Source organism: Enterobacter sp. ODB01 (assembly GCF_001623605.1).
Taxonomy (GTDB): domain Bacteria; phylum Pseudomonadota; class Gammaproteobacteria; order Enterobacterales; family Enterobacteriaceae; genus Enterobacter; species Enterobacter kobei.
On record NZ_CP015227.1, the window covers coordinates 3318262 to 3333943 of the forward strand.

Below are 15682 nucleotides of genomic sequence, written 5' to 3' on the forward strand. Positions count from 1 at the left end.
CCGATGGACTTTCTGAACCGCAGGCCGCATTTACTAACACACTGACTGCGGGGCCGGTAGCGTTACGTTGAGTTTTTTTGTTGTACTTATTGCATAACATATATGTATATAAGTATGCCGAACTAATATCGTCCTGAGGACTATCTTGCAGATAAGTATGTTGTCCGGTTAAACAACATTCCTTCAGGTTTCATTAGTCAGAATAGTTCTACAGCTTCTGAACTATCCTGACTTCCAGAGTACTGCTACCGCAACCCAGTGGCAGGTCAGTAATGTCGGCTTCCTTACTGGTTTCCGAACTTGCGATGTAGTCGTCTGGTGAGAACGTCAATCGACTCCTTACGCCCGGAAAAGAGGTCATTCACGACATACTCCATTATCTCGAATGCCGCTTCGATATCGCCGGTGGTCACTTCATCATAGGTATGACTGCCGGCGTTACCCAGGAATTTAATGGCCATCAGCGTGTTCTTATAGGGGGTATATTGCCCGTCGAGAAGTTCAATACGTTGATGAAGATTAATGCGTTTCTGTCTATCGTTATGTTCAGGAATATCAATCGCCGTCAGCATTCGCTCAACAGCTATTCTGATCAAATTGGCCGCAGATCCTGGCTGGCTGAGATAGACGGAAAAAGAGGCCGTTAGAGGAGCGGTAATCTCATCGGGACATTTTTCGGGAAGTGCAAATGGATGTAAGGTGGGAGTAAAGCTCATTGGTTTATACCAGGCAACATAGTCTCGATTACTCATTTCATCGTCCCATTCCTCCTCCCAGCCTCCCTTACCAATGCAGACAACCACTTCATTACAGTTTGCCCGTGAACAGTGTGCCATACAGCTGAAAACCTTCTCATCCATTTCAGGTTCAAACCAATCCTCATTCTGAATTTGTCGACTTTCCAGCAGTGACTTAGCGTGGAAAGTCTCTTTATCAATAACCAGTGTTTTCTGGGCACATGACGGGCATGGCCATTCCACATTCAGGCTCGCGAAAAATCTAGCCGAAATTTTATGAACAGACATTTACTTGGACTCCGAAGGTAATAGTGATGAGATCTGAATCAGATCTTCAAATTCAGTGAAAACCTGCTTTCACCATAATCCATTAGCCGTTTTTGAAAAAGAGCCGCGACACTCAATGACCGACATGTCGGATAAACGGGGTTCTTACTCTTCCCTGTTTCTCGCACTTTCCGTTTTCCGCTAAAGTCGGCACTTGCAAATAGCACTAACTTATCGGACTGCTGTGGGATTTTGACTGTGTCAAAAACGCAGGAAGATTATGACACTTGGTGCCATTTTTTGTATGATAGCCACGTCATCACCTCGGGCGTTCCCCTCTGGATCATTACCAGCCTGTAATGGGTACAGGGACTTCCGGCAGTAGCCGGTTTGTAGAAGGAAAGCCTCATGAAACCGAAAATTGTTCCGGTTATCCGGTATACACGTTTTCGTTTCGGGCGCGTAGAACATGTGCGTAAGCACATGCGCTCGCTCCCGAATCGTTAAGTGATTGGTGCCCGCAGGTGATGATGCTCCGAACCAAAGTCAATATTAAATCACTTCATCCTGTTTTTCGTCCATCATTGAGCAGTAATGAGTCAGTTCGTCCATTTCTTCAAATATCTTTCTGAAAAGCCTGAAATATTCGCTTTTATCCATAATACCTGTAGATAGTATGTTCCGGCCATCTGAATGAGAATGTCTGTTTATTGCCCGATAGAACGAATCATAACGGCCTTCGGCGTGCTCTGAAGCCAGAGCGGCAAGCGTTTTTTCCAGCTTCTCTTCTTTGCAGGCAAAGCTGAAGTAGTATTCGAGAATATTCCTCATCGTATTAGGCAGCACAATAACCTGACTCTTGTTGTCCCGCACGTCTTTGAGCGTCTGCCAGAGAGCCTGATACTCATTAAGCATTTCGTGCATGGATAAAGGGATACAGTCGCTGTGCTCATTCTTGATAATACGCAGCAGTGACCATCCTTTAGGTGCATCAAGTTTACTCTCCAGCCTTCTCACGGCCGTCAGCAAAATTTCCTGGAAGAAAAAGAGGTTATGCGTGAGGATTACCAGATGGCGGGCTGTCTCAGGTTTAATAATTTTCCGTTTGATCAGCGAGGCTACTTCATAAATGTAATTATGTGAGAGGCTGGATATCGGATCATCAATAACTATTATCTTCCGGCCATCGTGGACGGCATCAGGCGTGACACTGCCGGTGCAGGATTCGATAAAATAGAGTAACGCAATAATAGTTTTTTCACCTTCACTCAGCGTTCTGAATACATCCTGTTCCCCTGGATCGCTTACCCGTCTAAGCCGGTAAAGTTTCATCTCCTCGTTATGGCAGCAGATGTGGAAGTCAGTTACGCCCAACGCTTTCAGATTAATATTGATGGAATCGATGGTAGGTTGAATGACTGAAAGTTGTCCTACAAGCCGGGACGTTTGATCCCCGAGCTGCCTTCTTTCAGTCAAAAGAGCTGAGGCCTGTTGCTCGGCTTTTGTTTTCTGAGCCCTGACTTCCTGAAGTTCAGCTGTCAGTGCCACAAGATACTCGTCGCAAATCTGGCGCAGATACATATCAACATCGGCCTTTAATCTCGCCATTTCGGCATCGTAGTTATCAGCCAGTTGGTTGTTCGCAGAAACGGTATTATTTATCTTTTCTATACTACTGATGAGGCTGTTGCTCGCTTCAGAAATATCAGCTACATCGTATATCTCAGAAGGTCTTTCGAGTTTGTTGACGATTGTCTGGAGGTGTGACTGACTGATCTGAATAAGTAACTTGAGGGAGACAAAAACCTCTGCACCTTCGTTTACCGCAGGATGTCTGAAAACTCTCTCCTACAGGTCATTGAGATAGTCAACATTTTCCGCTACATCTCCTGCCGCCTTTTTTATTACGTCAATCGCGTCGGTGTAGCTTTTGTCATACATCCTCGCCATTTCTTCGGCAAAATGGGCTGTATCAAACGTGTTCTGACAAAAAGGGCAGACATCGTCACGAATATATCGAGTCCCCTCTCTGACCCAGTCGGCATTTCCCATATTTGCAATAAATCCAGCAAATTGTGTACCTGACGCGGGCTGAAGTGGTGAATGGATGAGCTGAAGCACAGCAGGATTTAGCGGTGGTGGAAGGGTAAAGCTGATATAAGGTAAACTTGTTCCTTTACTTTTCTCCAGGTTTTCTAGACGAGCAGAAAGTTCCTCCATGTTAAGTTCTGTGACTGCAAGGGGAATATCTTTTATTCGTTCATAAAAATTTCTCTGCTGCTTCGCTCCCGTAAGAAAAGACGAGAATCGGGCCCGTTCAGTAGATGTTCTTTTGAACATTCTGGCGGCGCAGTTATTTATTAGGGTCAACTCCATTTTCGCCCGCCCTGCGATTTCAGTGTTAAGTTCACTTATCTTTGTATCTACCCGGGTGATCTTTTTCCTATTATCATCAACTTGTTCCTGAATATCTTTATTGTGCTCACTAAGTGTGAATATACCTGGCTGAACATTCTCAAGACTAAATTTTCTTTCGATATAATCCTGATTAAAGACAAGCGGAAATAATTCCACCTGACTTTCAAAACGGCACTGGTGGTACTTTTCCGGATAATAGCCAGAAAAGTAGTTTGATATTGTTGATTTTCCAGAACCATTCTGGCCATAAATGAGCGTAACCTTATTGCTCAGGTCGATACGCACATCTTTGTCAGCACCGTAACTTCTGACGCCCCTGATCGTTAGAACAGCCACGCTTTTTCTCCTTTTTTATACAGTAGTAGGTACTCTGCCCTTGCGCACTTTTCGTCCCGCGCGCACTTGAGTGCTCAGAATAATCTTACCTCCTTTCCCGGGAATTTCCTTTTCCGTTTTCTGTAATTTCAGGAAAATGACAAGGGAAGCTCCCAAAAGAGAGCTTCCCAGTGAACTGTTATGATTCTTGGTTCAATCTTTTCTTTATGTATGGCGACGAGTTAGATAATCCTGGAAACAACTCATGATTCTCGCAAACTACGTGACTAACACTTTCTGCATCTTCTGGACTCCAGCTACTTAATTTCAGAGTCTGAGCATCAAGCCACTCACGAAGCACTTTATCTTCGAGAGAGCGAGGGAAAAGCGCAGCTATGGCTCTACGTGAAGTTTTCTTTTCTGGTTCATTGAAGACTAAGACATCATGAAAATCTTGTATAACTGCAATTCTTCTTTCGATACTTCTGTCACCTTCCAACAAAATATCATGAAGCTCTCGTAGTATCTCAGTACGTTGATCACCATCCAAAACTGTCCATAAAAAATTTACATTTTCGCTCTGTTTTAGCTGTTTCACGTCGGTTGAACGATACCATTCAGCAAACATATGCGCGACAGAATTAGATGACACGGATTTGTCTGATTCTTTCATTTTGGTAAGAATAAGTTTCCTGTTAGCTTCCAAGTTATTGAAAGCAGCATACAGCGAATCTGAATCAGCGAAACAAGACTGGCTTAGGGTGATGATTTTTCCCATTACCGGAGGCAAAGAATCGGTGCTAAATACATCATCAATAAATTTGGAATCCAGAGACTCTAAGTTTTTGTCATTAATTCGCTCAGCCAATGCATTATCTCTGTCAGCCAGAGGCCTAAACACGTCAACATCATTAGGTAACGATTTAATGGCCTGATAATATTTACTAACATAAGATAACGTATCTATATACTGAAGTTTCTCATCATTAAATATAAGCGAGATAGAGTTACGCACATATGGTGCAGCGGTCAAATCATTTAATGATTTAATCACTGTCTGGAATGAATTCATATAGATAAAATAATATGAGAGATATCTAATGAAATCTTCATTCTCAGACAATCCATCTGCATAGGTTTCGATAGAAGTATAATCATTAATGGCCACCATGTGAGCGACAGCATGGGCAGCAAACTCTTCAGGATTTCCAGACTGGATCTCTTTCTGAAAAGATAAGCGTTGTAAATACCCGCTCGAGTACCACTCTTTATTAAAAATTAACTTTCTAAACCTACTAATCTCAATAATAGGTGTATTGTAAGTAAAATCGGAATACACTTTTGTTACGATATCTGGCAAATTACCTTTTTCATTTTCTATAATGTTTCTTACTACTTTACTATGTAATCCAAAGAATCTAATGACTCCTTTATTGAAAATGTCTCCACCTTCGTCACCAAGTTCGAATCGAAGCATTTTTTCTTGTTCATCTTCATTTAAAGACAAGTTATTTATATCAAGCTTTGGATACTTATTTTCTCGATCCAAAAGATATAGTGAGTAAACTACCCCTGATAAATCGGTTGAAATTTCATTCAACAAATTACGCTCAGTTAGATCTGAATATATATTGGCCTCAGTTAATAATTCTTTGACATAACCTTCATCATTATGAGGTGCATTCTGTAATAAGCTGAGTTCCTTTACAATGTAATCACTTTGACGGATTATAAATTTCTCCTGCCCGATATAACCCTGCTTTACCAGATTGAAGATACTTTGGCTAAAGTCGCTCCTGAAAAGTGCCCGCTCTCTGAGTGCATAGGTTGCATCCAATGCTCTTACAGCATTGCAAATTTCCTGAGAGATAGTGTCGATAACTTCTGAAGGTAATTTAGCAACCGTCTCCATCCAGTCCTGCATTGATATTTGGTGAGCACAACGCATCCAGGCATGACTGAAACCATACATACCTGACAGTTTCTCCAGTGCACCAGAATCACGTTTTTTGATCGCTTCCGTCAATGGAGTATCAAATAATTCTGACCGAGCGAGTACAACTGATGACTGGAAGTGAATACTCATTAGATATTCACTCCAGCGTTGTGTATCATTAAAAAATAGGCGGTTGAGTTGATCTTGTGTTGCCTGTACCTTATCCTCAAATTCGTTAGGAGCAAGATTAGCATCTCTGCCTGCAGAAAAGCGAAGGAGTAGGGTCACGTCATTTTCATTATATCTGACAAATATTATATATAGTGCAAGAAGAATTAATTCTTCCGAGTCGGTTGCTGATACAGTCATCTGTAATATATGAATGTCATTTACTAGCTTTTTCAACAATCGTGGTGTAATTCTAGGGTATTCGCCAGGACGCCAGCGCTCCAGTATTAAAATTGTTTCTGAGCAGGATAATTCATTATGTTCATGTACTGTCTCCTTCCACATTCCCCTGAACGCATCCTGCCATCCAGCTGTGATTAAAGGCGGAACCGTAAAAGTTACGGGGATACGTTTTGCTATAAATTCGCGACCAGAATGTCCCTCAACAAGAAGTGATTTTGCTACATGTCGTGCTGAGTACGGCACGATGATCCGGAATTGTTTATGCGTGGTACCTGAAATAAGCTCCATATCACTCCAGAGTTCTTTCACTTTCTCAGAGCTTATTCTGTCTAAATTATCAATTATAAGTATAAATTTTGCATTATCAGGCACTGTAGATCTTTCTGTAAAACCGGCAAGTGCATTCGTTAGTTCTATAGTTCCTATCTCTCTACTTATAAGCCATGTTTCTGAAATCTTATCTACGCTATTTTGTTTAAAGAGATCGCCGACTGTTATGATATCTTCTACCTTGCCGATGTTTTTTTGTCTTCTACTATGTTTGCCTTTAAGCCATAAAAGAAGGAGGCCCGGAGAAAGTGCTGAGAGGAGTTCCAGTAAGAGAATATAAAAAGAAACTGTACCTGTGCCTTTAATTAGAGAATTTAAATCCAAAAGTAAATACCGGACCATTTGCACCGACAGAAGACACAACAGGATAAAACTTACTGTCCACCAACTTAGTCGGCTACTGACTTTCTTATCGTATTCCACTACATTACCCAACGCTTTATTTCTGAGCGTTTCTAGTTTAGATATATTCACACCGTGGATTTTTCTTATTCCATCATATATTACCTCTATGAGCGCTTTTTTGGTGTTGCCATAATGATAAAGCTCGGCATCAAAATTTATAAACGTATATTCCGGGGATAGTTCTTTTTTCAGGAAATGAATGATCGTTGATTTTCCTGAGCCCAATTCACCCTCTAGTCCAAGTATATTAACATCTGTTTTTTTTATCACTTCTGCCATTTGTTCAGAGACCTTTCTGTGGCTTTCGCCTCGGAAAAGGTCGCTACCGGCAGGAGTTTCTTGCTGAAGTTTAAGCGCCACAGATTCTCCTTGTTGTCCTTGATTTGAAAATCTTACTATTGAACGAGTAAGTGAACGAAAGCAAAATCCGCAGATGTGTTCACCTTTTCATCATAAAACCGTTGGGGTACGTTTTTCTAGCACCTTTAGCGATTTTGCTTGTTTCCGTAGACCTATGAACTTCCGCAAACACGCAGTATCCCTAAAAGTCGACTCTAGCAGGGACAGTCATAACGCTATTTACGCTTTCTGTATTTCTAGGAACCTGGCGCATTCTTGAGGGCAGATTGTCACAGAACACAACATAAGGGGCCAGCTTCCTTTTCCTGCCCCATCATCCAGGGAAAAAAGATCCGTTTTTGATCCTTTTACGATCCTTTTCTGACAACCCCTACAGATTAATTGTTTCCGTTTTATGGTATATATCCAGAAAGCGGAATTTCAGCGTGCACCGCTCTGCGGTTTTTTTCCGTGGCAGCCGGCGGCGGCCGTCCGTGCAAGGGGAAAAGTGCGAACCGTGTAGTCCCGTTACCCGACCCGGCCTACGTTGATGAGATGCACAGGCTGCTTGCCAACACCAGGGAGCAGTTTGAGGACGACCCCGTCACCGGTGAACGTCGTGCCCTGCCGATGTGGAATGTTTCTGACCGGACGGTCAGGAACTGGCTGGTCAGGGCAACCGATGCTGCGGAACGCGACAGAGTTAAACTCAGTATCAGCATCAGCCCTCACACGTTCCGCCACAGTTTTGCGATGCACCTGCTGCGCGGTAATAACAACTAAAGCAAGGAAGTCACATGTTTGATGATGATGACGCAGACCTGGAACCTGGGTCCCCTGAACTCAGTCCGGAGGTTCAGGCCCTGATTAACAATGGACTGGAATTTCTGGACAAGGCGCGGGAGGAGTTGGAAGCAGCAAAGCCAAAGTTTTCCATCGTTAGCTTCTGGACTGCAGTTGAAATTCTGCTGAAGGTTCCTCTTGCCCATGAGCACTGGAGTCTTGTCTGCAGCCGAAAGACTCCTCCCAAAAAACAGAGTTACCTGGACGGGGATTTTCAGTCCATTACTTATGACGAAATTCGTACCCTCCTCCGCGATGTTCTTCAAAAACCACTAAGTGATACAACCCATAACGTTTTTGACAAAGTCCGGAAACACCGAAATCGTGTGGTTCACTTCTATCATCCCTCCTTTACAGATGCGGAACAGCATCAAATTCAGAAAGAGCAGGCAGATGCCTGGTTTGCCCTTAACCGTCTCATGCGGGATGAATGGCAGTCAATTTTCGGCGCTAAAGACAGCTACAGCTGGAAGCTGGCGCACGGTGAAACCCGCCTACTCAGGGGAAGTGAGTTCTATGCTGCCGTTCGGCTCCGGCAGGTTAAAGAGGACTTGGATGCGCTGGCCAAATCAGGTAACCAGATAGGGGTCTGTGAGTCCTGCAAACAAAAGGCGTCGGTTACTCAATCTCACATCACCGGAAGCGAGGAACGAACGCTGCTCATTACGCGGTGTCGTGTCTGTACCAGTCAGTCCCGCCATATTTTACTCAGTTGTTCAAATTGCGACGAAAGACAGTCCCTACCTGAAGGTGATGAACCTTTTACCTGCGACAACTGCAGCGAGACCGTAGATCGAATGGAACTTCTGGATGAGGAAACATTTCGGAGCGTCGATGAGCAGATGTTCTCCGTACTACCCGGAGGTTGCACTAATTGCATGGTACCTGACAGTGTCTGTAAACACGGTGATGGTTATCTTTGCACCCAGTGTCTCAATTACTACACGGAGCTGCATGCGTGTGGATACTGCGACCACTTTAGCGATAGTGTTCCGCAGTTTAGTCATCACATCGGATGTGACTTTTGCGATGGTGACAGCCGCTATCATGGCGATTAAATCACGTTAAATGTCATTCATTTGAAATACAATTGAATTTCTAATGTATGTCAAATGAAATCATTTTAAGGTAGTCAAAACACACATTTGAAATCTAAATGAATTTCAAATGTATTACATTATGGGCGCTCTATGTCAACGTGGACAAATATCTCTATCGGTAACTTCACTCTGTACGATACGCAGAATGACTATTATCAGTGGTATTTTCAGGAGGGCGATCGTGTCAGGGAGATTGCCGAAGAGGAGGACGGATTCTGGTCAGAAGAAACGTTCATTGGCTATCGAACGACCGTGGCACAGATGCGCCGACGGTTACAGCTGAACGGATATGACCGGGCCGCTCTCGAACGGGATTTTTCGACTGCCATTGACTCCTGGAAAGCGGATTCTATTGCGGAGCTGGCCGAACTTGAAAGCGAAGAACATCCCCACGGAGAACATTATCTTCAATACAGAATCACCTGGCTGAAGCATGTCATCCCGGTTCTTGAAAATGCGACGCTGGATGATTGGCTTGAGCGGTTAAACAAGGCAGCACATTGGCCGAGTAACGAGAGTGATTTCTCCCAACTTTTGACGTGGATTGAAACCGGTGATCCTGTGCTTTCCCTGATGGTCAGCTCGGTTGACTCTGATTGCTTATGGGTTCGTGATTCGAACTTTAATTTCCCGTGTACACAACAAGACTTTTACTCTTTAGCGATTCTGCTAATCACTGAGGATGAAGCTGTATGCGAACTGGACCTGAAATGGCTCATTTCTGCCGGATGGACTGATGATTTTGACGATCTGGAAGAAAAACATGCAGGAGCCACTCAACCGCTTAGACATGCCAGACAAAGCCTCTCTGAGTTAAGTGCACTGGTATCCTCTGCACCCGAAAATCCTGTACTGGTGAGAATGTGTTACTCCGGCATAATTACCGTTATGGAAGCTTACCTTGCAGATATTTTCATACGGGCAGTAAAGCATCCTTCTGTTAAGCGACGTTTCGTTGAGAGCTACGAGACATTCCAGAATAGCCCTAAAAAGCCACTTTCAGAGGTCTTCAATCTGCTCGATTCGCTGGACAAGACTATCGAGACGGCATTGCTCAGCCTGTCGTTTCATCATATTGCCACAGTGAAAAAACTCTATCAGGAATGTCTCCTTGTCAGTTTCCCGCCCGATATATTGAATGATATAGCGCGTTCAGTGATCATTAGACATGACATTGTTCATCGAAATGGCCGGGATAAGAAAGGGAAGCACCACTTAATTGAGTGCCATCATGTAAATCAGCTCGAGGAGCTCATGCACGTATTTTTGGCTGGTATAGACAAACAGATTCTGGATGGACTTCAGCTGCAATTCCATAATAAAAATGACGTGCAAATGTAATTCTTTTGTATTTAATTTGTATTACTCTATAGCTGAAAAACCGGCACGTTGCATACGCAGACGCAGTGTTACCACACCCGCGTTGGTGTGCGTCAGGATAAGTACCGGCCTGGCTCCCGTATGCAGAGCTAGGGTATCCGCGATGATTTATGTTTTACCGCACCCGGCCAGGGCTGTGATCGTCCCCCGATGATATTCCAGCAGCTTGTAATCAGGCGGCATGTGCCCACCAGTAAAGCCGGTTAATCAGCGCCTGGAACTCGGCATCAGACGCGGGGAGATGAGGACCAAGGATACCCAGGCCGCCTTCTATGCTGGCTGGCCAAACGCATTTACCGCTGTTCCGGTTGCCGGAGAGGTGCTAAACAATCGATCATCGAGTAAAAGGTAATATTACTGAACACTAAAACCTGACGCACATCACAAAATTAGAACGAACAGTTCATGAACCAACAGGCGTGACATCGAGTGATTTATGGACAGCGTTTAACACAGTTATGTACTAAAACTGAGTTCATAACTGTGAGCTTGAATCGCCATTTGATTAATATCCATTTAAAACAATTTGTTATACTATTTCTGGTGCTGAAGTAAATTATGTATATTCCTCAAACCCAGAATAGTTAAATACAATATTGAGACACTCCAGGTCTCCATACCTTCTGTGATATCTTCCTTAGTCCATAAAAATGCATCTCTCCATGCGCATCATCCCAGGCGCGCTATCCTCGCCCCCGCGTCGTCAATATGTGCGCGTAACGCCACCATGCATGGCGTAAAACTGGCAGAGAAACGGTCGCAATTGCTGGCCAAAGCATAAAAACGCTCAGCCAGTTCCAGCGCCTCGTGCCAGGTATCTCCCTCTATCACCTCAGGAAGCGATGCCGGACGAAGCGTATTCACCATTCCGCCTCCTGACTTAGGTGCAAATCCCATGGGCAGCATGTCATAGGCTGGCGCAAGATGGTAAGGTCGGCCATGCGCGCTGATGAACGACAGATTACCGTGGTGCATGTCGGTATTGCCAATCAGCATGCCAAACGCCCAAAGCCGTGCCGTAGCGGCCACCGCATCAGGGTGAACACAGCCCTGCTTTACCAGCTCATTAACCAGCACGGGCCATGTCTCTCTCGCCCGGCCGACAAATTCCGCTTCCAGCGCTCGTAAAGAAAAGAGACCATTGCGACCAAGCGCGCCTGTGCGATCGAAGCGCGGGATTTCGAGGAAGCGCTGTCCGCCAAAATCAAACAACTCTGTTTCGACGCCGAGCACCTTTAATGCAACGTGTTCCGCCAGCAACAGATCCCGCCAGCGTTCGCTAATAGGGTTATCGTCCGGCGCCGTGAATTTCACGATGACGTGACCTCGTTCTGTATAGGTGCAAAATTTGGGTTGTTCACCACCAGCGGAGGAACCCGGCACCTCTCCGGAGCTAACGGCCAGCGCCAGCGCCGGGTATGCCGTGGGCCGATCCACGGCTACAGGCGACGGCATCTCCACAAAATGGTTCCGCGCCTGTTCACCTATTAACAGATTCCCCACCGCATCGTGTCCGTGTGCCAGCAATGCCCTGATAACATCCGAATCACTCCAGCTCTCTGGATTTGCCGGCAGGCCCAGTTCGAATGAAAATCGGGAGGCATACGCGCGGCCAAGATATCCCTGGGGCCGCATGTCAAACAGCCACCACGGCAACCCGTCGCTATGGAGGCAAATACCGTCCGTTTGCTCCATTACAAATCCGTCTGGATAAACCGGAACGAGTCTGCCCAGCGGTTTAACCTGGCCCTCTTCCGTTATGCGGTAAATGGGGGCCGAACTGAACCCCCGACGCGTATCGCGTAGCACATAGTGAATAGATGGACCGGAGCCGATCCGAACAACCTCATCGCCAAGTGCTTTAATCGCCCTGGAGATGGTTGGCTGGCTAATACCCATAATATCAATTAGTTGTCTTACCGATATTGGGCCTTGCCTCAGCAGTTGTCGTAACGTTTCGGATCGGTTTATCATCGTAGTGAATCGCTTTATGAATAGCATATTGAATAGCTAACTTATCAGGTATTGGGCCCCCTGTCATCTTCGCGAACGATTGTCGCTGAGTTATGCCTGCGCAACCAAATCAACTTGTAAGCCGCAGGAATGATAAACAGCGATAACAGCGGCGCTGTGATCATCCCGCCGATCATGGGCGCCGCTATCCGGCTCATAACTTCCGAACCGGCACCAGTCCCCCAAAGTATTGGCAGCAGGCCCGCAATGATCACCGCGACGGTCATGGCCTTTGGCCGCACACGGAGCACGGCACCATGATATAGTGCTTCATCAAGCCCTTGTTCTGTGAACGTTTCCCGACGGGACAGTTCCGGTTGCGCTTCAATGGCATGACGTAAATACATCAGCATAACGACCCCAAATTCCGCTGCGACCCCGGCCAGGGCGATAAATCCGGTTCCGGTTGCGACTGACATATGGAAACCCTGCCAGTAGAGAAACCATATTCCACCGACCAGGGCGAACGGCAGACTCATCAGGATCAGCATTGCTTCATCCACGCGACGAAACGCCAGGTAAAGTAAAATGAAGATGATCATCACCGTCATCGGTACCATCAGTTTCAGCTTCTTATTGGCATGTTCGAGAAGCTCAAATTGTCCGGAGAAAGACACGCTGGTACCTGGCATCAGCTTCACGTTCTGACTGATGGCCGTCTTAATGTCGTTCACCACCGATACCATATCCCTGCCCCGTGCATCGATGTAAATCCAGCTGGCTGGCCGGGCATTCTCCGTTTTCAACATCGTGGGGCCGGAAACAACCTTAATATCAGCCACATCGCCCAGCGTGATCTGCTGTTTCATCGGCGTCAGGATAGGCATCTGTTTTAACGCATTCGGGCTGTTCCGGTAGTCCTTAGGATAACGAATATTGATCGGGTAGCGGGCGACGCCTTCCACCGTTTCACCTACCGTTGCGCCGCCAATGGCCGAAGAGACAAACAGCTGCACATCGCCCACCGTCATTCCGTAGCGGGCGGCTTTTTCCCGGTTAATATCCACATCAATGTAACGCCCGCCCTCCAGGCGTTCCGCCAGAGCAGACACCACGCCGGGCACCGTTTTGGCGACCGCCTCGATGCGCTGCGCCGTGGCGTCGATATCAGACAGAACGGTACCGGACACTTTGATACCTATCGGGCTTTTGATCCCGGTGGAGAGCATATCAATGCGGTTACGAATAGGCGGAACCCACAGGTTAGCCAGGCCTGGCAAACGAACGGTGTTATCCAGTTCGTCAATAATCTTGTCAATCGTCATGCCGGGCCGCCACTGATCCTCTGGTTTGAGCTGAATCGTGGTTTCCACCATTTCAAGCGGTGCGGCATCCGTTGCCGTTTCTGCCTTACCTGTCTTGCCGAAAACAGACGCCACTTCAGGCACCGTTTTGATGAGTTTGTCCGTGGTTTGCAGGAGCGCCGCCGCTTCTGCCGGAGACACACCGGGCAAGGTCGAGGGCATATACAGCAGGTCGCCTTCGTTGATCTTCGGTAAAAACTCACCGCCAACCTGGCTCAGCGGCCAGATAACCGTGAAGATAGATAAGGCTGCAACCAACAGGGTGGCTTTTGGCCAGTGGAGAACCCTGATCAGCAGCGGATGATAGGCGTTAATCAGCAGCCGGTTCAGCGGGTTACTGTTCTCTGCGGGGATTTTTCCGCGGATCCAGAAGCCCATCAGGATGGGGATAACGATGATGGCGAGCATGGCCGCCCCCGCCATGGAGTACGTTTTCGTGAAGGCCAGTGGACCAAACAGTCGCCCTTCCTGTCCCTCAAGGGTAAAGATGGGAATAAACGATAAGGTGATGATCAGCAGGCTGATAAACAGTGCGGGCCCCACTTCCACAGAGGCATTGGTGATCACCTTCCAGCGGGTGGCGTTGTCGATCTGCTCTTCCGGATGCAGATGATCCCACTCTTCCAGCCGTTTGTGCGCGTTTTCAATCATCACAATGGCCGCATCCACCATCGCACCGACGGCAATGGCAATGCCCCCCAGCGACATGATGTTGGCGTTCAGTCCCTGAAAATGCATCACAATAAAGGCAATACACAGGCCGAGCGGCAGAGAGACAATCGCCACCAGTGCAGAGCGGACATGCCAGAGGAACAGCGCACAGACGATGGCCACCACGATAAATTCTTCAATCAGCTTGCCGCTCAGGTTATCGATAGCTCTGTCGATTAACTGGCTACGATCGTAGGTCGTCACAATCTCGACGCCTTCCGGCAGGCTGGCCTTCAACGTTTCCAGCTTATCCTTCACCGCCGTAATGACTTCACGCGCATTTTTGCCCGAGCGCAGGATCACCACGCCACCCGCCACTTCCCCCTGCCCGTTCAGCTCAGCAATACCGCGGCGCATTTCCGGCCCCGTTTGTACGCGAGCAACATCGCGCAGGTAAATCGGGACACCGTTCTCACTGTTTTTCAGCACGATATTATTGAAATCGTCTATCGTCTGTAGGTAGCCGCTGGCCCGGACCATATACTCTGCTTCCGCCATTTCAACCGACGATCCCCCTGCTTCCTGGTTCGACGACGCAAGGGCCTGCTTAACCTCCGACAGGCTTATGCCGTACTGGGCCAGTTTTAACGGATTGACCTGGATCTGATACTGCTTAACCACGCCGCCAACCGATGCCACTTCAGCCACGTTGGGGATGGTTTTTAACTCAAATTTCAGGAACCAGTCCTGCAATGAGCGCAATTCTGCGAGATCGTGCTTACCGGAACGATCGACCAGCGCATATTCAAATATCCAGCCCACCCCCGTGGCATCCGGGCCAATTTCTGAACTCACGCCAGCAGGCAGTTTGCCCTGAACCTGGTTCAGGTACTCCAGTACGCGCGACCGGGCCCAATACAAATCAGTACCGTCTTCAAAAATGACATACACATACGAATCACCAAACTGAGAAAAACCGCGCACGGTTTTGGCACCGGGTACCGACAGCATGGTGGTAGTGAGCGGATAGGTCACCTGATTTTCAACTATCTGCGGGGCCTGGCCAGGATAGCTGGTTTTGATAATCACCTGAACGTCAGACAGGTCGGGCAAGGCATCGACCGGTGTGTTGATGATGGTCCATGCGCCCCAGATGCTAAGAAACAGCGCCCCCATCATCACCAGGAAACGGTTGGCGACGGACCGCCGGATAATCCATTCAATCATCATCGT

The 15682-nt window shown here is 46.9% G+C and carries 7 protein-coding genes and 2 pseudogenes; 4 read left to right on the top strand and 5 right to left on the bottom strand.

The genetic code is table 11. The features are described 5' to 3' along the window. Positions 1 to 284: 284 nt before the first annotated feature. The 3 genes and pseudogenes from A4308_RS15790 to A4308_RS15800 form a co-directional block, all read right to left on the bottom strand. The gene (locus A4308_RS15790; RefSeq protein ID WP_061362453.1) at positions 285 to 1025 is read right to left on the bottom strand and encodes a DUF4145 domain-containing protein; all 741 of its coding nucleotides are present in this window, start codon (positions 1023 to 1025) and stop codon (positions 285 to 287) included. A 531-nt stretch (positions 1026 to 1556) separates the two neighbouring features. Beyond that, positions 1557 to 3758 (bottom strand): annotated as a pseudogene (locus A4308_RS15795) (AAA family ATPase). A gap of 178 nt (positions 3759 to 3936) precedes the next feature. Further along, positions 3937 to 7179 carry a P-loop NTPase fold protein gene (locus A4308_RS15800; RefSeq protein ID WP_063308659.1) on the bottom strand — a complete coding sequence of 1081 codons (3243 nt, stop codon included), beginning with the start codon at positions 7177 to 7179 and terminating at the stop codon, positions 3937 to 3939. A 450-nt stretch (positions 7180 to 7629) separates the two neighbouring features. Between A4308_RS15800 and A4308_RS15805 the strand changes: the two genes are divergently transcribed. The 4 genes and pseudogenes from A4308_RS15805 to A4308_RS22545 form a co-directional block, all read left to right on the top strand. Next, a complete protein-coding gene (locus tag A4308_RS15805) occupies positions 7630 to 7941 on the top strand; it encodes a tyrosine-type recombinase/integrase (protein WP_230278607.1) in 312 nt (103 codons plus the stop codon). Between the two features lie 14 nt (positions 7942 to 7955). Further along, on the top strand, positions 7956 to 9059 hold the full coding sequence (locus A4308_RS15810; protein WP_063308660.1) for a hypothetical protein: 1104 nt from the start codon (positions 7956 to 7958) through the stop codon (positions 9057 to 9059). 132 nt (positions 9060 to 9191) lie between these two features. Further along, complete coding sequence (locus A4308_RS15815) at positions 9192 to 10442, top strand: HEPN/Toprim-associated domain-containing protein (RefSeq protein ID WP_061362457.1); 1251 nt, start codon at positions 9192 to 9194, stop codon at positions 10440 to 10442. A 295-nt stretch (positions 10443 to 10737) separates the two neighbouring features. Then, positions 10738 to 10833, top strand: a pseudogene (locus A4308_RS22545) (carboxymuconolactone decarboxylase family protein); the annotation flags it as partial. Between the two features lie 317 nt (positions 10834 to 11150). On the opposite strand, the gene yjjJ reads toward A4308_RS22545, so the two are convergent. Together yjjJ and silA are read right to left on the bottom strand one after the other, a co-directional pair. Beyond that, positions 11151 to 12455 carry a type II toxin-antitoxin system HipA family toxin YjjJ gene (yjjJ, locus tag A4308_RS15820; RefSeq protein ID WP_045134087.1) on the bottom strand — a complete coding sequence of 435 codons (1305 nt, stop codon included), beginning with the start codon at positions 12453 to 12455 and terminating at the stop codon, positions 11151 to 11153. A gap of 44 nt (positions 12456 to 12499) precedes the next feature. Beyond that, entirely contained in the window at positions 12500 to 15676 is a 3177-nt protein-coding gene (gene silA, locus A4308_RS15825; protein ID WP_045282115.1) for a Cu(+)/Ag(+) efflux RND transporter permease subunit SilA, read from the bottom strand. Positions 15677 to 15682 lie beyond the last annotated feature (6 nt).